Here is a 17,851-nt window from a genome sequence, read left to right as displayed (position 1 = left end):
GTTTCAAAAAGTATGCTGGCGTTAAACAAATCCGTTATTAAGGTAAAAGAAAGTCAAATCAAAGGCTTTAAAATGATTTTCGAGCTTTTTAGAAAAGTTGCAACTTCTCCTAAATCCACGCCTGATTCGATGACGAATTCTACAGTTGTTACCTTCAATACCGACGGTAAAAAACTTACCGATCACTTGCTTGCAACATTGAAATGTTGTGATAAAACTATCCCAGTGATCACTCGCAATTCCAGCATATTGAACCCCAAGCTTTTTAAGTCTAGCTTTAAGACGTTGAACCGTTGCTAAATCCCGCTTACCCCAAACATAAGCAACAACTTCTCCAGATTCTCGATGGTAGGCATAAATAAGCCATTGTTTATTTTTCTTATTCCCTACAAAAGTCCAAAGTTCATCGACTTCAAGACATTCGTAGTGGCTTTGTTTAGGCTGAATCTGATAGATCGATTCACTTAAGGTTCGTAATACCTTGCCAATGCTGATACGCTCGACTTCAGCAATATCTCTTACACCGCTTCCTCTGACCATTAAATGTAATATCTTGCCGGTAATACCTGAGTTACATCCTTGATAGCTTAATGCATGATCACCAATAAACTGACGTTTGCAATCTTTGCATTGATGGTTTTGTTTCCCATCTACTTTGATGCCATTTCTCTTTATATTGTTACTTAGACAGGTAGGACATTTGATTTGTAGCGTTATTTTCATACCTCTATTTTATCAAAAGCCATATTGTTTTTTTCAGCATACTTTTTGAAACACCACCCTAAAGTTAAAAAGGGATTAACGAATATTTAATCGCACAGGTTGTACGCATATTCATTATCAAAGTTCCTTAGTTTAACTAGAGGTGAATAATCTCTCAACCGCTAACTATGGTATTTGATTTCAATTCACCCATTTTAAAAAATGAAAATACGGCGAGTTGCCTGAAACTAAAATATCAGTGCTTGTACAAGCAGTAAAATCATTAATTTACGCCAATTCAAAATAGGGTACCTGATAGGGCAATATCTGAAATGCCTTGATAAATCAACGTATAAATAAGGTATTATTTTTATGCTTTTAACAAAGAAAATAATGTTTTTACTTGCCTTGTCGAATGTAGTTTGCTTATGCTTCACTCATTCAGAAAAAACCATGGCACTCGTCCATGATCAGGAGATTACACAATGAGTTTTCCTCAAGTCGAATTAAACACCAATAAAGGTCGTATTGTTCTAGAACTCAATGCTGAAAAAGCACCTAAAACCGTAGCTAACTTTTTAGAATACGTACGTGACGGTTTTTATGACGGCGTAATTTTCCACCGTGTTATTGATGGTTTCATGATCCAAGGCGGCGGCATGGATGAAAACTTCAAAGAAAAAGCAACACGTGATGCAATCGAAAACGAAGCAGACAACGGCTTGACCAATGACGAAGGTACGATTGCAATGGCGCGTACTCAGGCACCGCACTCTGCTTCTGCTCAGTTCTTCATTAACGTGAAAAACAACTCATTCCTTAACCACTCTGGCAAAACTGCTCAAGGTTGGGGTTATGCCGTATTTGGTAAAGTCGTTGAAGGTATGGACGTTGTGAACGAAATCAAAAACGTACGTACTGGCAACCGTGGCTACCACGCTGACGTTCCTCTAGAAAACGTAGTAATCGAATCTGCAAAAATCATTTCTGAATAAAAAACGTCCTCTCCGTTCTTTTATGAGTTTTAAAGCAACACTTTAAAACAGTGTAATGGAAAATCCCTCATATGAATGAGGGATCTAGAGAGGAATAAAAGGAAAAGATTCGTGACCTATCTGTTTATCTCAGATTTACATTTGTCACCTGATCACCCTCGACTTGTTCGGGGGTTTTTAGATTTATTAACTGAATATCAAAATCAAAATACCCAATTGTATATTCTGGGTGACTGGTTCAATGCCTGGATTGGTGATGACTATACCTCTCCATGGCTGGACGAAATTGTCACTGCATTAAAACAGTTTACTCAGGCTGGGAATCAAGTCTATTTTCAGGCCGGCAACCGGGATTTTGTCTTAGGAAGTAAATTTTTAGCTCGATTTGGCGGGCAGCTTCTTCCCGAAATCGATCAGCTAATCATTGCCGGAACACATTTTCGCCTGGAACATGGCGATGCCCTATGTACCGATGACGTCTCCTATCAGCGTTTTAAAAAGATTATTCGTCATCCCTGGCTACTTGGCTTCTTAAGAAAAACCCCTCTCTCATTTCGAACCAGACTAGCCAACCGCTTTCGTCAACAAAGCCATCAGGCACAACAGTTTAAAAGCTATGAAGTGATGGACGTCAACCCACATGCAGTTGAGCTGGCATTACAGGATGTAGATGTACTAATCCATGGTCATACGCATCGCGCAGCCATTCATCAGTTAGCCCAGAAAAGAAGAATTGTACTAGGCGACTGGAAAGAAGACAGTGCAGAGATTCTGGAAATTCAGGAAGATCAAAGTTTTGATACCCTGAAACTAAAAAAGTGGCGATATTAATCAGCCACTTTTTACGATATTGATCTGCTTAACACAGACGATAAAGCTGGTTTACCCCAGTATAGAAACTTTTACCATCGAGATTGAACTGAAATTCCTCACCCGTTGGCAATTGAATCATTTTACCGACCTCAACCCAGATAAAACCGTCCATTGTATTTTGCTTGCGCTTTAATGGAACCAGTTTCACGTTAATTTCATTGCCATCAGCGGCAGTGGCAATATGCCATTCATTGATTTTGATCAAAATATTTACTCACACGATATGAGCTTTTTGTGACTATATGGAGAGAGATTAATAACAACCTAGTTTACATAATAGTTCTATGGTTAGTAGATCTTATTTGAGTTCAAATACTTGAACTAAAAAGTACATCACAATCAGCTTAAAATAATAATAGAAGCAAGAACAGTACTTGCTTGAAGTGCAGCCAGTGTAAGCTATTTATCCAGCAAAAGCAAAATTACATTGTAATGACAATAGAATGGGATTTTTAAGAACTTTTTTCATGCTTTGTTAATTATTAGGCTTTTGATTTTTATGATCTAAAATTCATTTTAACGTTACTTCATTTCCGTTGATAAACAAAACCTGTCTTTAAATACCTTAAAATCAATATTAGAGACATGAAACTCAGCCCGAGGTACAGCAAGTTCCACTCTCCCGTCTTTTGATAATTTAGGATCAAGAGAATAGCATTTAAGGCTACAAACAGTACGTGAATCATAAAAAAGGCTTGTTGCACTCGTCTAGTTTTTTGCTGACGTTGGTTCTCTAAGATGTTCTGCTGTTCTTGTAAAAATTGTTCTGCATCTTGAAGGTTCATTATGATTTTCTTATGGCTGAATGAATAGCTCATCTAAAGAATTTCCGGTTAAAAATAAACTAAAAATCTAAGCAAGCTATTCATTCAGAATCTCTTGTTGATTAATAACCGCTAGTCGGATTAATCACATTGATATCCTTTTTATATTTCCCCAATAGATCACGCAAGGAATTCATCAAAATACTGGTATCTACGCCCACTGCTACAAACTCAGTGCCAAGTTCGATATATTTTTGCGTCACTTCATGCTGGGTTGACAGAATTCCTGCAGCTTTGCCTGCAGAACGAATCCGCTGGATTGCATCAATTACAGCTTTTTGTACTTCAGGATGATTCGGATCACCTTGATAACCCATAGTGGCAGATAGATCAACGGCGCCAATAAACACGCCATCAATCCCGTCGATCTGAAGAATAGCATCCAGATTTTCAAGTCCTGTGACCGATTCAATCTGGATTAATAAACAGATTTCTTCATGTGCCGTCTGATAATAATTTGGAATGCTGTTCCAGCGGGTGGCACGTGCCAGTGCAGCACCAACGCCACGAATTCCTTCAGGCGGATAACGGACTGCCCTGACCATGAGTTCGGCCTGTTCCACGGTTTCTACCATCGGAATCAACAGCGTTTGTGCACCGATATCAAGGAGTTGCTTGATCAGTTGTACGCTACCAATGGGTGGTCGTACTACTGCTTGCGAGGGATAAGCAGCAATACTTTGCAGTTGCGACAAAGTCGTTCTCAAATCACTGGGTGCATGCTCACCATCAATCAGCAGCCAGTCATAACCTGCATTTGCCGCAATCTCGGTTCCATAGGCATCTGCCAATCCATAAGCCGATTTGCTGCTGGGTTTTCAGTTTGTGTTTAAAGTAATTGGTCACTTGCATCCGCTAACCTATTTGCATGTTGCTGGCGATGCCTCTTATTAAACGCTTCTCGCTTAAAAGTGCCAATAGACAAAAACTGGATTTTAATCTGATTTAACTCTAAGTTTTGCTTGAATCCAGCTCAAGATCATCTCAAAACAGGCTTTGCCTGATGCTTTTTTATTGTAATAATCAGGGGATGTGAAAAATGTATATATTTAAAACTTCTACTCGCTGTTTATTTAAAAAGATTGGAGTCCATTGATGGATTTACTCAAGATCACACAGACCCGCTATACCACTAAAGCCTATGATCCTAGCAAGAAAATCCCAGCAGAACAGTTTGAACGCTTGTTAGAAATTTTGCGTCTGGCACCCTCTTCGATCAATATTCAGCCTTGGCATTTTTTTATTGCCGATCATGATGCCGCCAAACAGCGCATTGCCAAAGCCTTGGTTGGTACTTATGCCTACAATGCACCCAAAGTTCTGGATTCTTCACATACCATTTTATTCTGCACCAAAGCCGACATTAATGAGTTGCATCTAGAAAACTTATTGAACCGCGATGATCTCAGTGGCCGTTTTAAAGATGAATCAGCCAAAGAAGGTCAGAAAAATACCCGTGCAGGTTATATTCATTATTATCGTAATGAAAAAGGTGATATTCAGCGTTGGGCTGAAAACCAGACCTTCATTGCACTCGGTCAAATGCTCTTGGCTGCCGGAATTGAAGGGGTTGATGCCACACCAATTGGCGGCTTTGACGGAGAGATGATTAGTGAAGAATTACAACTTGCAGAACAGGGTTTGATCCCTTCTGTATTGCTGACTTTAGGCTATCGCAGTGAAAATGATTTCAATGCCAAACTCCCTAAATCACGTCTTGCCGCTGAAGATATTTTCACCAAACTGTAAGGAATTTATGCTATAAAAGGGGTCAAGCGCCCCTTTCCATGTCAATTCGGGCCTATTTTTTGCTTTATTTAATTTACATCTAATAGAATAACAATAGAGGTCATCTATGTCGCTCCTTACATCCAAATCCCTGAAATTTGAATGCCATCATTGCGATAAAATTTATCTCCAGCACTATAAAGAGCAACAGCATCGTTATCCGCACTGTCCAGACTGCCAACAGTCCGGTTTATTGCTTGGACTGGCCGAAGCAGGTGACCTGCTCCGACATCCGATTGAATTTGCATCCTCTTATGTCAAGCAGACATTGCATAAGCTAGGCAAATCACACTAGTCAAGCCTAGCAGTAATCCTAAAGTACTTGCAGGTTTGAGCCGTTCTTTAAAGAATACCAGACCTGCTATCACACCAAATACCACCACCAGAATATTCATGCCAGCAAAGACGATCGCAGGTGAATCCTTAAGCAGCATATGGGCTTTGACATAGAAAGCAATATTGGCAAAATTCAGGAAACCCAATAACAGACCAGCGCCGATATTCTGCATCGAGCCCAAGCTTTTATATTTGATTAACAGATAGCCCATCGAAATGATCAGGGCACAAACAAACATTAGATTCAGCGCCACCGCGAATTGGAGGCCCAGACTGGTTGTATATTTCAACAATACATCAATCAGTGCATAACCGACCCAGACCAAGCCCAGATACAACATTCCCTGACTGCTCTGTCCTGTACTTTGTCGATGTGAAAACAGGATGCACAGCACTGCTCCAATACCTAAAGCGATCCCAAGTATTTTCAGCTGATTAAACTGTTCCTGAAAAATGAAATAGGCTGCAGCCAGTGACAAAACTACAGAAAGTCGCTGGGCAATTTCGGTTTTTAAAATTCCAGCCGTTTGCAAAGCCTTGGCCAAAAACAGAAATACGCTCGGAAGCAAAATACCCAGAGCCAGAATAAGCAACCAAGGCGTCTGAGACATTGAAATATGCTGAATATCAGGCTTAAACCAGAAAAAACACAAGAGACTAGCTGTCATATAGTTCCAGCTAATCATGTGTATCGGACTCAAGCCCTTATTTTTGGCGACTTTTAATAATATTGAGACCGCAACGCTGCATAGCGCTGCTGCGAAAATCAGTTCCATATGCTGCTCTTATTCTTGATATTTATGAGTCTACAAAAAAGCCCACATTTGCAGTGGGCTTTTTTTATAAATGATTCACTGGGAATTATTTATAGTGTGACACCATTTTCTCTAAAGAGATTGGGCGAATCTTGTCTGCATTGCCTGCAGTACCAAAAGCTTCGTAACGATCGATACAGATTTGCTTCATTGCATCTACAGTTGCGCTGAAGAATTTACGTGGATCGAATTCGCTTGGTTTTTCTGCCATCATACGACGCATTGCACCGGTAGATGCTAAACGCAAGTCAGTATCGATGTTAATCTTGCGCACGCCGTGTTTGATCGCTTCAACCAGCTGTTCAACCGGAACACCGTAAGTTTCCTTGATGTCGCCGCCATACTGGTTAATCACTGCCAACCATTCTTGTGGCACAGAGCTTGAACCGTGCATGACAAGATGTGTGTTTGGAAGTGCTGCGTGAATTTCTTTAATGCGGTCAATCGCAAGAATATCACCTGTAGGTGGACGCGTGAACTTGTACGCACCGTGTGAAGTACCTACTGCAATTGCAAGCGCATCAACATTGGTATCAGCAACGAAGCTACGCGCTTCTTCAACTGAAGTCAGGAGTTGAGAATGATCCAGTACGCCTTCTGCGCCTACGCCATCTTCTTCACCCGCCATACCTGTTTCAAGGCTACCCAAACAACCGATTTCACCTTCAACAGATACGCCACACGCATGTGCCATTTGAACTGTACGGCGAGTCACATCAACGTTATATTCATATGAAGTTGGTGTTTTACCGTCTTCACCCAGTGAACCGTCCATCATTACTGATGAAAAGCCTAACTGGATTGAACGTTGACAAATGTCAGGGCTGGTACCGTGGTCTTGATGCATTACCACTGGAATATGTGGCCATTCTTCAATTGCAGCCAAAATTAGGTGACGCAAGAACGGAGCGCCTGCATATTTACGCGCACCCGCAGATGCTTGTACGATAACAGGTGAATTGGTTGCATCTGCTGCAAGCATAATTGCACGCATTTGTTCTAAGTTGTTTACGTTAAATGCTGGTACGCCGTAAGCATGTTCGCCGGCGTGATCCAAGAGCTGGCGCAATGAAATAAGAGCCATAATATCCTCCCAGTGAATGCCACATATTCTACATGTTCAAAGGTTTCAATTCAGCAACAAATAACACTATTTAAAAAAAATCCCTGCATTTGCAGGGATTTTGTGTCACATCAACCGGATTAAGGTGCTACAGGCTCTGAAGTCGCAGCAACTGACTCGTCTGCAGTTGCTTCATCGGCTGGTGCATTGGCAACTTCAGCCGGGATATCGGTATTTTTTTCGTCTAGAATTGGCTGATCAATGGCATCAATGGCAGCTTGCTGTTCTGGAGTCACCGCCTGATCCGCCACTGCTGCCGAGCTTTCTGCTTCAGCTTCTGGTGTGCTTTCCTGTTTTGCACATGCAGTCAGTGCCAGAGAAGCTGCTAATAATACTGCGATAGTTAACTGTTTCTTCATCACGTATTCTCGTCATTTGGTGATTTAATTACTGCATCTTATGACAGATTTATTGCATTTTAATGACGAAGCCATGAAGGGTAAGTTTTCACTGTCAAAAAAATGACATAAAAAAAGCTGGCACTGGGCCAGCTTTTTAGCTTAGGACATGCAATTAAGCACGTTCTAATAGTACCGCAACTGCAGGAAGAGTTTTACCTTCAACGAATTCAAGGAATGCACCGCCACCCGTCGAGATATAACCAATTTTGTCAGCCACTTCATATTTATCAATCGCAGCAAGTGTGTCCCCACCACCCGCGATCGAGAAACCTTCCGATTCAGCAATTGCTAAAGATAAAGTTTTAGTCCCTTCACCGAATTGATCGACTTCAAATACGCCAACCGGGCCATTCCAAAGAATGGTTTTAGAGGTTTTCAGAATTTCTGCAAATGCTTTCGCAGTTTCCGGACCTACATCCAGAATCATGTCGTTGTCAGCAACATCGGCAACGTTTTTCACCGTTGCTTTCGCAGCAGCCAATGAACCCAGGAAATCCTCAAAGTTGATTTCAGAGGCATCTGCAACCACAACGTCAGTAGGAAGTGGCACTGATACTTTTGCAGCAATGGCTTTTGCTGTATCGATCAGGTCTTTTTCACACAGTGATTTACCAACGTTATAGCCTGCTGCAGCAAGGAAAGTATTGGCAATACCACCACCCACGATCAATTGATCACAGATATCAGAAAGTGAGGTTAAAACATCCAGCTTGGTAGAGACTTTAGAACCCGCAACAATCGCCACCATTGGCTTTTCTGGCGTTTGCAGTGCACGGCCAAGTGCATCCAGTTCAGCTGCCAGTAAAGGACCTGCTGCTGCAACTTTCGCTAAACGCGCTACGCCTTCAGTAGATGCTTCTGCACGGTGCGCTGTACCAAAGGCATCCATTACAAATACGTCGCAAAGTGCTGCATATTTTGCTGCAAGTTCAGGATTGTTTTTCTTCTCGCCGACGTTAAAACGGCAGTTTTCAAGCAGAACCACCTGACCTGGCTGAACATCAACGCCATCTAAATAGTCAGTGAACAGTTTCACTTCTTGGCCCAAAGCTTCAGTCAAGTAAGCCGCTACAGGAGCAAGTGACTGTTCAGCCTTAGGCTCACCTTCAACCGGACGACCCAGATGAGAATACACCATGACTGCAGCGCCTTTTTCTAATGCTGCTTTAATCGTTGGCAATGCTGCACGAAGACGCGCATCGCTGGTGATCACACCATTTTTAACAGGAACGTTTAAATCTTCACGGATCAGAACACGTTTACCTGCTAAATCGAGGTCAGTCATACGCTGAAAGTTCATGTAGAGCTCACTTTATAGATATTAAAACCAGGCGATTTTAAATGATTATGCAGAAAAAGGTTAGCATCTTTTGCAGAAAACATTATGAATGCCAAAGTTTTGTTATGATAGAAAAAAGCCTCTTTTAGATTCAGTCCCTATGTCGATACATCCTGATCCAAATCTTAACCGTTTGAACGTGTTAGGTGAGCCTTTGTCCAGCTGTTGCTTCGATCCGATTACCGGTTATTTCCGCAATGGCTTTTGCCATACTGCGACCACTGATCTGGGCCAGCACACGGTTTGCGCGCAAATGACTTCAGAATTTCTGAATTTTTCTCAAAAAGTCGGTAATGACCTGATTACGCCTTTGCCTGAACTGGATTTCCCCGGCCTGCAACCTGGCGATTTCTGGTGTATCTGCGTAACGCGCTGGGTCGAAGCCTATGAAGCAGGTCAAGCACCTCCAATCAAGCTGCAAGCCTGTCACAAAGCTGTTCTGGCTTATGTGCCGTTAAATATTCTTGAGGAATATGCTGTCTAATGAATTCTGTACAGATTATTTTGGCATCATCCAGTCAAACCCGCAAAGCGCTGATGGATCGTCTGCATATTGATTATATTTCCATGGTACCGGATATTGATGAATCTCCTCGCGGGGAAAATCACGCAGATGATCTGGCACAACGACTAGCTTTCGAGAAAGCCAGATATATTGCCGAACAGAATCCTGAAGCGATTGTGATCGGCTCGGATCAGGTGGCATGGCGTGAAGGTGCACCGGATATTTTTATCGGTAAACCGTTAACGACTGAAAAAGCCATTCGCCAGCTCCAAGCTAACTCGGACAAGATTGTCTATTTCAGTACGGCGCTCAGTGTACAGCAACAATCGACGGGTTTTGAACAAAGTCTGGTCGAACACTATAAAGTCAAGTTTCGTAAACTTTCTCAGGCCGAAATCGAGCGCTATGTCGAGATTGAACAGCCACTGCATTGTGCTGGCAGTTTCAAATGTGAAAGCTTAGGAATTAGCCTGTTTGAAGAAATGACCGGGCAAGACCAGACCACACTGATGGGTATGCCGATGATCAAGCTATGCAATATTCTTCGTGAATTAAAAATTTTAGTTCCTTAATCTCTCTCTTTAAATTCAGGCTGTAATCTATGTCTCAACCTTTAGACGTTTTAGGCGGCATCACCGCTGAACAATTCCTTAGCGAATACTGGCAAAAGAAACCATTACTGGTGCGTAATGCGATGCCTGAAATCGCCAGTTTGCTTGAACCCAATGATGTGATGGAACTTGCGCTTGAAGAACATGTCACTGCCCGTCTCATCAAGCAGAAAGATCGTGATCCGAATCAATGGAGCGTGAAATCTTCACCTTTGCTCAAAGCAGATTTTCAGAAAATGCCAAAACTCTGGACACTTTTGGTTCAGGCTGTAGATCACTATTCATTTGACCTGTCGGCACTTTGGAAAAAATTCCCATTTATTCCACAATGGCGTCGCGATGACATCATGGTGTCTTATGCACCGCAAGGCGGTTCAGTCGGCAAGCATTTCGATTTCTATGATGTGTTTCTGGTACAAGGCTATGGCCATCGTCGCTGGCAGCTTGGGCAAATGTGTGATACCGAAACTCCATTTGTTCCGGGTCAACCGCTTAAATTATTGCCTGAAATAGAAGTGGACTTTGATGAAGTGCTGGCACCTGGCGACTTGCTCTATGTGCCGCCTGGTCTGGCTCATTACGGCGTGGCTGAAGATGACTGCCTGACTTATTCATTCGGTTTCCGCATGCCAAATATCAGTGACATGATGGATCGTGTCGGGGATAAATTCTCTGAAAATGAAACGCTGCGTAACCCATTGCTGGATATCATCCGTGATCAAGTCGGTGCTATCGGTGAAGTGAGCAGCAATGAGCTGGAATATCTGAAAGAACACATCATGCAGCAACTGCATAATTCCAATGTTCTCGAAGATGCCATCATGAGCTTGATGTCCGAACCTAAATATCCTGAAAACCTGCCTGAAGCAGAAGAAATCGGTACAGGTGATCTGGAAGAAGCACTCGATCAGGGCTATAGCCTGATGCTCGAACCTGCGTCACGCCTGCTTTATACTGAAACGGACGGCGACGTTCTGTTCTGGGCAAATGGTGAGGGTGTGTGCATCTCTGAGACATTTACCGCAAAACTCAAACAGCTTGCAGATGGTGAAGCGCTGTTATTCAGTGAAGACTTCGCTGATGAAGAAATTCTGGAAGATGTTGCAGCATTATTGAATGAAGCCGTGTTGATGTTGGTTCCACCTGCTGACGACGAGTAAGCGTTTAACGACTCGTTAAGCGATAATAAAAAGAGGATCACATGATCACTGCTGTCCCATAGTTTGCTTTAAATAAAAAAACCTGAGTCCTAACAGTTAAAATATGAGTGCAAACAAACACTTTAACGACCAGGATTCAGGTTTTGTCACATCAGAATACCGTATTTCATGAGCTAATTAAACCTGTTGTGCGACAGGATTTTGAACAACTTGCTAAAGTACACCATGTTGGACAGAAATTTAGAGCGGCTTCCCGGTGGGATCAGTTTATTGCCATATTGATGTCTCAATTCTCTTGTAGACAAAGTCTGAGAGATATTCAATCCAATTTGGAGTGCCAACAGGAAAAGCTAAGTCATCTCGGAGCAAAGTCTATTCCCCGAAGCACGCTGGCACGAATCAATGAGCAGCAGCCTGCTGCCTTGTATCAACAGCTCTTTTACAAGTTGCTTAAATACTATGAACACTCAAAAGTAGCCCATAAATTTCGCTTTAAGAATCCATTATATTCCCTGGATGCCAGTCATATTGACCTGTCGCTTTCCTTATGTGAATGGGCCAAAGTTCACGACTCAAAAGCCAGCATGAAACTCAGCATAGGATTGAATCACAGCAATGATATTCCTGAGTTTGTTGCAGTTGAAAATGGCAAAGAAAATGACATGGTACAAGGCCGCAAATTCCAGTTTCCTGCTGGCAGCATTGTAGTTTTTGATAAAGGCTATGTCGATTACCAATGGTATGCAAATCTGACTGCTCAAAACATTGGATTTGTCACACGTTTTAGGCCTAAATCTGTGTATCAGGTGATCCAGCAACATCCAGTGCTTGAATCCAAAGGTATTCTAAAAGATGAAACCATTCAGCTGAATAGCGCACATGCCCTAAAAAGAAAAGCCCCAGTGTTAAGAAGAATTGAATATAGAGATCAGCAAAGTGGCAAGCACTTTAGCTTTCTCAGCAATAACTTTCATTTAGCCGCCTCCACCATTGCGGCGATTTATAAAGATCGTTGGAAAGTTGAGCTGTTCTTTAAGGCGATTAAGCAGAATCTCAAATTAAAAGCGTTTCTAGGCCGCAGCAGGAACGCAATTCAGACACAAATCTGGATTGCGATGATCGCCTATTTATTGGTGAGTTTCGCTCAACATTTAGGGAAAACAGGTTGGACAGTTCAACGTTTACTCAGAATAATTCAAGTGAATTTGTTTGAAAGAAGAACTTTAAAAGCTTTATTTTCACCCGATAAAATACCCATAAAACAAGAGGAAGCTCAAATGAGCTTCCTCTTGTGAAAAATTGTGGGACAGCAATGTCACATGATCCTCTTTTTATTTTCTACTAAAATTCTAGTTACTTAAGGCTGATACAGCTCTAATACAACACGAATCAGCGTATCTCCTTGTTCAGATTCAATCTGGAACAATCCTCCCATGCGCTCAACCCGCATTTTCATGCTGCGCATTCCAATACTCAGGCCATTTTTTTGCACCATGTCAGCATCGAAACCGATGCCATTATCCTGAATGCTTAAAGTAAGCTGATGTGGCTGGGAATATTCCAGACTGACTTTTACCTGACTGGCCTGACTATGCTTAATGATATTGGTCAGACTTTCTTCGACTACTCGGATCAAGGTCAAACACTGTAATGCCGTTGGTTCACGCTGCCAGACTTTTGGAAATGACCATTCAACTACAATCCCCATTTCTTCCATCAGCTGGGTAAAACGATAACGTACCGGTGCGATCCAGAGTACCGGCGTTTGTGGGACTTTATTTTCAATAGATGAACCACTGTCAATGATTTGTCTGAGATCATCTCTGAGCAGTTTCAGCATGGAAAGAAACTGCTGTTTAGAAACTGTTTCGCTACTTTGATCCACCAGAATCATGGAACGGACAATAGACCCTCCCAACCCGTCATGCAGTTCATGTGACAGATTAATCCGTTCTTGCAGACGAACATTCGTCAGCTCCAGTTGATGTTTATCGCTCAGGCTTTTATTCAGGTCGGCACTGACCTGCTGAACTTTACGTTCTAACTGGGTATTAAATTTTTCGATTTTCCTGACATTACGATTCAAGCGTGTGCCCATAATCAGCACGACAAACAGGGTAATAATCGGTGAGGTATAGGGGGATAAAGGTGAAAATTCATTGACCTGGGTTTGGTTCAACATGATCAGGTCGATGACTACACACAGCAAAATCCCCCAGAGACACAGCGTCAGGAAAAGATATTCTCCATTTCGGGTTTTGATGGCCTGATAGCTGACATATACAGTACAACTAATAAAGAGCAATACATAGATGATAAACACTCCGCCCAGTACCTGCTCCAGATAATCCAAGGAACTGATCATAACCAGTAAGCTGGACAGAACGCTGACCAGAATAAATCCTCGCTCCAACTGCTTAAATTTCTGTTTTACAAAGCGGATCAGATACAGACAAAAACAATGGATATAGGCAATAAAAAAAAGCATATTGGCTTTAGCTGCCGAAATCGTGGAGTGAAATGGAAAATTTTCTGTAGTCAAGACATTGGAAATAAACAGAATCCACAACAGTGAACTGAGTGCCAGCCAGCCAAAAGTGGTTTCTGAACGCCGGAATAACCAGATAATGAAACAGATCAGCCCAATCGTGGCAGAGAAAATCATATTGATCTGGAATACGGTACGGCGATCCCAGATTTTTTCCAAATACTGCTGGCTATTCACCAACACATTATTAAACTGAATATTGCCCAGGCCCGCGCTTTGGAAACTGTAGCCATTTACATAAATCAGGATTTCATTACTGTCTTTACGCAAACCGCTAATCGGGAAAACCCAGTAACGCGGCATATTCCAGCTTTTCGACAAGGGCTCTTGCAAGTTCCGGTCAGACCAAAGCAAGTCACCATTCAGGAACACGGCACCTGCCGAATTAATATAATCAATAGAAAAGGCAACCGGTTCTGCAAGACGAATATTGTCCTGACATGACCAACGCCAGACAATCTTGTACCAGGCACCCCCATGATAATTCTTCCAGTTATTCTGCCAGTTATCCGGCAAACGTACGCTTTGCCAGCCCGATGTCGGCATCTCGGTAGGACCCTGAGCCTGAACCTTCTGAATATATTCGATCTTCACCTGACAAAGATCATTAATCTGAAAATGGTTTTGTGCCTGACTGATACTACAGAACAAGCAAAGCCAGCTGCACAGGACAAAAACACCGATCCATTTCAGTCGCTGCCGTTTGCTGCTTCTGGAACAGGCAGATGACATTACAGAATTCCCAGATGCCGTGCGGTACTGACCGCCTTGGTACGTTTACTGACCGAGAGTTTGCGGTAAATATGCTTGATATGACTTTCGACGGTATAGCGTGATACACAGAGCTGCTCGGCAATTTCACGATTACTCAGACCTTGCGCAACCAAGGACAGGATTTCCTGCTCCCGCTGTGTGAGCGTTTCCTGATCCGCAGCTGGCCTGTTCTGTTCTACTGTTCCTGAAATGGTGGGAATAGAAATCTGTTTTAAAATTTCACGGGCAACAAAGGGATCAATCGGTGCACCGCCACGCAAAATACTGCGAATAGCCAAGGCGACTTCAACATCATCCCGTTCTTTCAGCACATAACCGGTCGCACCGGCCTGAATTGCCCTAAACAGGCTATCTTGGGTACTCCAGGCAGACACCACCAGAATCAACGCTTGTGCGTCCTGTTCGCGGATTTTTTCAATAATTGAAATCCCACTTCCATCTGGTAAACCCAAATCTACTAAGGCCAGTGCAATCGGCTGTTGCTGCAAAACGGCATATGCTTCTTTCACCGTATTGGCAAATAACAGAACGTCATCCTGATAACCTAGATTGCTTAATATGATTTTTAAACGGCGCTGGATGACATATTCATCTTCAACGATTAATACTGGTACTGGCAAGACTGCCTCCGATGCTGTCATAAGCACGCCCCTTATATTTATTTTTATATATCCCCTTTAAGATTAAAATATAAACAAAATCACACTAAAAATCATGATTTATTTATTTTTTATTATCTGAAGTTTTAAGCAGCGAGAAACGCTTACGCCCGTTTTCCATATCATAGACATAAAAAATGCCATCTGTTTAGCAGATGGCAGTTCAAGATAGAAAATCTTTTGAAGTTATACGAGCTGTCTACTTTAAGCAGTACCGTATTGCTGTTTTAAATATTTCACAATCTCAGCCGATTCAAACATTTTGGTATCTGTATTTGGATCGACCAGATAGGGAAGCTGAATATTATTTCCCATCATTTCAAACAAATGTTCACGCTTACCGCCTGGTAGTGGTTCATATTTTCCCGGTTTTAAACGCAATTTGGCCGGTCCATAATCTTGCCAGCGCTCTTTAGCGACATTATGAAAAACAAACGGCACTTCCAGTTCACTCAAAACGGCGCGTACAATTCGGGTATAAGGACTGGCCTCAAAGCCCCATAATTCTAATAACAGTTCAGGTGTTGGCCGATCCTTAATCTTGGGATTCACCATTCCGCCGCGTAAACCATTGAGGACGGTTCCCGCAATTGCAGCCACTGGAATTTTAGGATAGTGAGCATATTTCTTGGGAGTTTTGCCGGTTTTGCCATAATGCTTGAACAGATGATCGATAATATCCTGAGACTCATAGAGTCGATCACCGGTATTTTCATCAACTAAAAAAGGAAATTGCAGTTTTCCACCCAATTGCTGCACCTCAGGACGGAAATGAGTACCCCCTCGTGGACATGGATAAACTTCATAATCCAGATTTAGCAAGGTCATGACTTCACGCACCCGACGACAAAATGGTGAACCCTCGTATTCATAGAGCTTCAAGGCTTTTTCAGGCTGATTTGGAAACGGTGTACCCACCATCCCACGTCCACCTTCAGCGATTGAAGAGGCCAAAGCTTGTACAACTTTAATTTGATGACTCAACATAGTATTTTCCTATTTTTGTTTTATATGAATGAAAGACAGAATCTAGGCATCCTGTCTTTCAGGGTACAGATAAGTTTTGTTGTTATTCTTTCATGCAGAAATGCAGATTCCGGCCGATTAAGCCACTAATGCTGTTTTAGACACCACAATACCATTATTGTCTGCATAGACATACTCGCCTGCATTAAACGTGACACCACCAAAACAGAGAGAGATATCAACTTCACCCACACCCTTGCGGTTGCTCTTTTGCGGAATAGCCGCCAATGCATGCACACCAAGATCAAGTTCAGCAATCGCATCGACATCACGAACGCAACCATAAATAATTACGCCATTCCAGTGATTTTTTACCGCTGATTCTGCAATCAGGTCACCCATCAAGGCACAGCGCATGGATGCACCGCCATCTACGACCAGGACCTTGCCTGTTCCATCTGTGGCCAACAACTCTTTCACCCGCGAGTTATCTTCAAAACATTTTACTGTCACAATCTGACCGCCAAAGGTTTTGCGCGCCCCATAACTCTTAAAAAATTTACCGTCCAGGCAAGGTGTCACCACCTGAAGCTCTAATTCTGGATGATCATCTAACAAGTCACAGGTAACAAATGCTGCTGTAGACACGGTGTTTTCCCCTCATTTCATTTTTTGTATGCGTAAATTATCATAAATTTCAAATTTTACCGTCTGAGTTAGCGCGGCCTCGACCATAGTATGAGCCACCTGCTCGGCTGTCACTGGCTTATACGCAAAACTATCCGGAATAAAACGCGATACTTTGTGGTAAACCTGCTGCGCGATATCTTCCAAAAAACGCTGCTCTGGACGTTCACCAATGAGCAATGAAGGTCGAATCAAACTGATTCTGTCCAAGGACAATGTTTGTATATATTCTTCCAGTTCACCTTTGACCCGATTATAGTAAAAATGCGATTGGGAATCGGCACCCATTGCGCTTAGCAAAAGATAATGGGCTGAGGTTTGCTGTAACAGCTCTGCAAAGTGAGCATTTATGGTATAGTCAATACTATAAAATGCCTGTTTGGATCCGGCTTTTTTCATGGTGCTGCCCAGGCAGCTAAAACCATGGCTATGCTTGCTGACATCCTGATCATTCAACATCAGGAAATCTTCCAGTACCAGTTGTTGAACTTTATCCAAAGCATCCAGATCATTTTGATGTTTTCTGACCACTGCAGTAATCTGCTGGCAAGTCGGCTCATCTTGCAAACGTTTTATCAGTTGTTTTCCCACCAAGCCAGTGGCACCTATCACGATGGGATGAGTCAGTGATTTAGTCATTTTTTATACGATCTCCTGGGTGGAATACTAATCTAACGTTTTCTTTAGAATTTTTCTGCATCTAAAATGTTGTCAAAGCATGTCAAGACTTGACTTCGGTGCTTAG

Annotated in this window: 19 protein-coding genes and 1 pseudogene; 8 read left to right on the top strand and 12 right to left on the bottom strand. The window is 42.4% G+C overall.

From position 1 onward, the window contains the following. Nucleotides 1-21 precede the first annotated feature (21 nt). The gene (locus tag F995_RS10185; RefSeq protein WP_004646344.1) at nucleotides 22-723 is read right to left on the bottom strand and encodes an IS1 family transposase; all 702 of its coding nucleotides are present in this window, start codon (nucleotides 721-723) and stop codon (nucleotides 22-24) included. A gap of 464 nt (nucleotides 724-1,187) precedes the next feature. Between F995_RS10185 and F995_RS10180 the strand changes: the two genes are divergently transcribed. Together F995_RS10180 and F995_RS10175 are read left to right on the top strand one after the other, a co-directional pair. Continuing rightward, nucleotides 1,188-1,697: a peptidylprolyl isomerase gene (locus F995_RS10180; RefSeq protein WP_004279844.1), complete on the top strand. Its 510-nt coding sequence runs from the start codon at nucleotides 1,188-1,190 to the stop codon at nucleotides 1,695-1,697. Between the two features lie 111 nt (nucleotides 1,698-1,808). Then, nucleotides 1,809-2,528, top strand: a complete 720-nt coding sequence (locus F995_RS10175) for a UDP-2,3-diacylglucosamine diphosphatase (RefSeq protein WP_004646748.1) — start codon at nucleotides 1,809-1,811, stop codon at nucleotides 2,526-2,528. A 28-nt stretch (nucleotides 2,529-2,556) separates the two neighbouring features. Here the strand turns inward: F995_RS10175 and F995_RS10170 are convergent, their stop codons facing one another. Continuing rightward, nucleotides 2,557-2,775, bottom strand: coding sequence for a hypothetical protein (locus F995_RS10170; RefSeq protein WP_004279847.1), 219 nt, complete (start codon nucleotides 2,773-2,775; stop codon nucleotides 2,557-2,559). A gap of 681 nt (nucleotides 2,776-3,456) precedes the next feature. Then, nucleotides 3,457-4,246 (bottom strand): annotated as a pseudogene (gene hpaI / locus F995_RS10160) (4-hydroxy-2-oxoheptanedioate aldolase). Nucleotides 4,247-4,489: 243 nt separating this feature from the next. Here hpaI and nfsB point away from each other — a divergent pair. Next, complete coding sequence (gene nfsB / locus F995_RS10155; RefSeq protein ID WP_004646745.1) at nucleotides 4,490-5,143, top strand: oxygen-insensitive NAD(P)H nitroreductase; 654 nt, start codon at nucleotides 4,490-4,492, stop codon at nucleotides 5,141-5,143. 106 nt (nucleotides 5,144-5,249) lie between these two features. After that, complete coding sequence (locus F995_RS17000; RefSeq protein ID WP_004646744.1) at nucleotides 5,250-5,477, top strand: hypothetical protein; 228 nt, start codon at nucleotides 5,250-5,252, stop codon at nucleotides 5,475-5,477. On the opposite strand, the gene F995_RS10150 is transcribed toward F995_RS17000, so the two are convergent. The 4 genes from F995_RS10150 to F995_RS10135 form a co-directional block, all read right to left on the bottom strand. After that, nucleotides 5,440-6,294 (bottom strand): EamA family transporter, encoded by an 855-nt coding sequence (locus F995_RS10150; RefSeq protein ID WP_004646742.1) that lies wholly within the window; start codon nucleotides 6,292-6,294, stop codon nucleotides 5,440-5,442. The genes F995_RS17000 and F995_RS10150 overlap by 38 nt on opposite strands. An 85-nt stretch (nucleotides 6,295-6,379) precedes the next feature. Beyond that, the gene (gene fba / locus F995_RS10145) at nucleotides 6,380-7,417 is read right to left on the bottom strand and encodes a class II fructose-bisphosphate aldolase (protein WP_004279853.1); all 1,038 of its coding nucleotides are present in this window, start codon (nucleotides 7,415-7,417) and stop codon (nucleotides 6,380-6,382) included. A 119-nt stretch (nucleotides 7,418-7,536) separates the two neighbouring features. After that, entirely contained in the window at nucleotides 7,537-7,815 is a 279-nt protein-coding gene (locus tag F995_RS10140) for a hypothetical protein (RefSeq protein ID WP_004646741.1), read from the bottom strand. A 154-nt stretch (nucleotides 7,816-7,969) separates the two neighbouring features. Next, entirely contained in the window at nucleotides 7,970-9,157 is a 1,188-nt protein-coding gene (locus F995_RS10135) for a phosphoglycerate kinase (RefSeq protein ID WP_004646740.1), read from the bottom strand. A 139-nt stretch (nucleotides 9,158-9,296) separates the two neighbouring features. Here F995_RS10135 and F995_RS10130 point away from each other — a divergent pair, with 139 nt between their 5' ends. The 4 genes from F995_RS10130 (at nucleotide 9,297) to F995_RS10115 (ending at nucleotide 12,767) form a co-directional block, all read left to right on the top strand. After that, on the top strand, nucleotides 9,297-9,680 hold the full coding sequence (locus F995_RS10130) for a DUF2237 family protein (protein WP_004279857.1): 384 nt from the start codon (nucleotides 9,297-9,299) through the stop codon (nucleotides 9,678-9,680). After that, entirely contained in the window at nucleotides 9,680-10,273 is a 594-nt protein-coding gene (locus F995_RS10125; protein ID WP_004646739.1) for a Maf family protein, read from the top strand. Before F995_RS10130 ends, F995_RS10125 begins: the two co-directional genes overlap by 1 nt. Before the next feature lie 29 nt (nucleotides 10,274-10,302). Further along, nucleotides 10,303-11,472 carry a ribosomal protein uL16 3-hydroxylase gene (locus F995_RS10120; RefSeq protein ID WP_004646738.1) on the top strand — a complete coding sequence of 390 codons (1,170 nt, stop codon included), beginning with the start codon at nucleotides 10,303-10,305 and terminating at the stop codon, nucleotides 11,470-11,472. A gap of 143 nt (nucleotides 11,473-11,615) precedes the next feature. Further along, nucleotides 11,616-12,767 (top strand): IS4-like element ISAbe18 family transposase, encoded by a 1,152-nt coding sequence (locus F995_RS10115; RefSeq protein WP_004646736.1) that lies wholly within the window; start codon nucleotides 11,616-11,618, stop codon nucleotides 12,765-12,767. Nucleotides 12,768-12,829: 62 nt separating this feature from the next. On the opposite strand, the gene F995_RS10110 is transcribed toward F995_RS10115, so the two are convergent. From F995_RS10110 to F995_RS10090, 5 genes are all read right to left on the bottom strand, one after another. Further along, nucleotides 12,830-14,752, bottom strand: coding sequence for a sensor histidine kinase (locus F995_RS10110; protein WP_004646735.1), 1,923 nt, complete (start codon nucleotides 14,750-14,752; stop codon nucleotides 12,830-12,832). Continuing rightward, nucleotides 14,752-15,435 carry a response regulator gene (locus tag F995_RS10105; protein WP_004646734.1) on the bottom strand — a complete coding sequence of 228 codons (684 nt, stop codon included), beginning with the start codon at nucleotides 15,433-15,435 and terminating at the stop codon, nucleotides 14,752-14,754. Before F995_RS10105 ends, F995_RS10110 begins: the two co-directional genes overlap by 1 nt. Nucleotides 15,436-15,657: 222 nt before the next feature. Beyond that, nucleotides 15,658-16,440, bottom strand: coding sequence for a glutathione S-transferase N-terminal domain-containing protein (locus F995_RS10100; protein WP_004646733.1), 783 nt, complete (start codon nucleotides 16,438-16,440; stop codon nucleotides 15,658-15,660). 117 nt (nucleotides 16,441-16,557) lie between these two features. Continuing rightward, nucleotides 16,558-17,067 carry a ribonuclease E activity regulator RraA gene (rraA, locus tag F995_RS10095; protein WP_004279866.1) on the bottom strand — a complete coding sequence of 170 codons (510 nt, stop codon included), beginning with the start codon at nucleotides 17,065-17,067 and terminating at the stop codon, nucleotides 16,558-16,560. 12 nt (nucleotides 17,068-17,079) lie between these two features. Beyond that, complete coding sequence (locus F995_RS10090) at nucleotides 17,080-17,745, bottom strand: NAD(P)H-binding protein (RefSeq protein WP_004646732.1); 666 nt, start codon at nucleotides 17,743-17,745, stop codon at nucleotides 17,080-17,082. Nucleotides 17,746-17,851: the final 106 nt, after the last annotated feature.

Origin of the sequence: Acinetobacter sp. CIP A162, from assembly GCF_000367905.1 — a bacterium.
In the GTDB taxonomy this organism is placed as follows: domain Bacteria; phylum Pseudomonadota; class Gammaproteobacteria; order Pseudomonadales; family Moraxellaceae; genus Acinetobacter; species Acinetobacter lwoffii.
Note: the sequence above shows the minus strand (reverse complement) of the source record. Positions and strands in the feature narration are given on the sequence as shown.

What these genes read in the sequence shown, in the direction of transcription:
- F995_RS10100 (WP_004646733.1), bottom strand. Translation starts at nt 16,440, where the DNA reads ATGTTGAGTCATCAAATTAAAGTTGTACAAGCTTTGGCCTCTTCAATC.
- F995_RS10105 (WP_004646734.1), bottom strand. Translation starts at nt 15,435, where the DNA reads ATGACAGCATCGGAGGCAGTCTTGCCAGTACCAGTATTAATCGTTGAA.
- F995_RS10125 (WP_004646739.1), top strand. Translation starts at nt 9,680, where the DNA reads ATGAATTCTGTACAGATTATTTTGGCATCATCCAGTCAAACCCGCAAA.
- F995_RS10140 (WP_004646741.1), bottom strand. Translation starts at nt 7,815, where the DNA reads ATGAAGAAACAGTTAACTATCGCAGTATTATTAGCAGCTTCTCTGGCA.
- F995_RS10185 (WP_004646344.1), bottom strand. Translation starts at nt 723, where the DNA reads ATGAAAATAACGCTACAAATCAAATGTCCTACCTGTCTAAGTAACAAT.
- fba (WP_004279853.1), bottom strand. Translation starts at nt 7,417, where the DNA reads ATGGCTCTTATTTCATTGCGCCAGCTCTTGGATCACGCCGGCGAACAT.
- F995_RS10090 (WP_004646732.1), bottom strand. Translation starts at nt 17,745, where the DNA reads ATGACTAAATCACTGACTCATCCCATCGTGATAGGTGCCACTGGCTTG.
- F995_RS17000 (WP_004646744.1), top strand. Translation starts at nt 5,250, where the DNA reads ATGTCGCTCCTTACATCCAAATCCCTGAAATTTGAATGCCATCATTGC.
- F995_RS10120 (WP_004646738.1), top strand. Translation starts at nt 10,303, where the DNA reads ATGTCTCAACCTTTAGACGTTTTAGGCGGCATCACCGCTGAACAATTC.
- F995_RS10180 (WP_004279844.1), top strand. Translation starts at nt 1,188, where the DNA reads ATGAGTTTTCCTCAAGTCGAATTAAACACCAATAAAGGTCGTATTGTT.
- F995_RS10150 (WP_004646742.1), bottom strand. Translation starts at nt 6,294, where the DNA reads ATGGAACTGATTTTCGCAGCAGCGCTATGCAGCGTTGCGGTCTCAATA.
- nfsB (WP_004646745.1), top strand. Translation starts at nt 4,490, where the DNA reads ATGGATTTACTCAAGATCACACAGACCCGCTATACCACTAAAGCCTAT.
- F995_RS10130 (WP_004279857.1), top strand. Translation starts at nt 9,297, where the DNA reads ATGTCGATACATCCTGATCCAAATCTTAACCGTTTGAACGTGTTAGGT.
- F995_RS10110 (WP_004646735.1), bottom strand. Translation starts at nt 14,752, where the DNA reads ATGTCATCTGCCTGTTCCAGAAGCAGCAAACGGCAGCGACTGAAATGG.
- F995_RS10135 (WP_004646740.1), bottom strand. Translation starts at nt 9,157, where the DNA reads ATGAACTTTCAGCGTATGACTGACCTCGATTTAGCAGGTAAACGTGTT.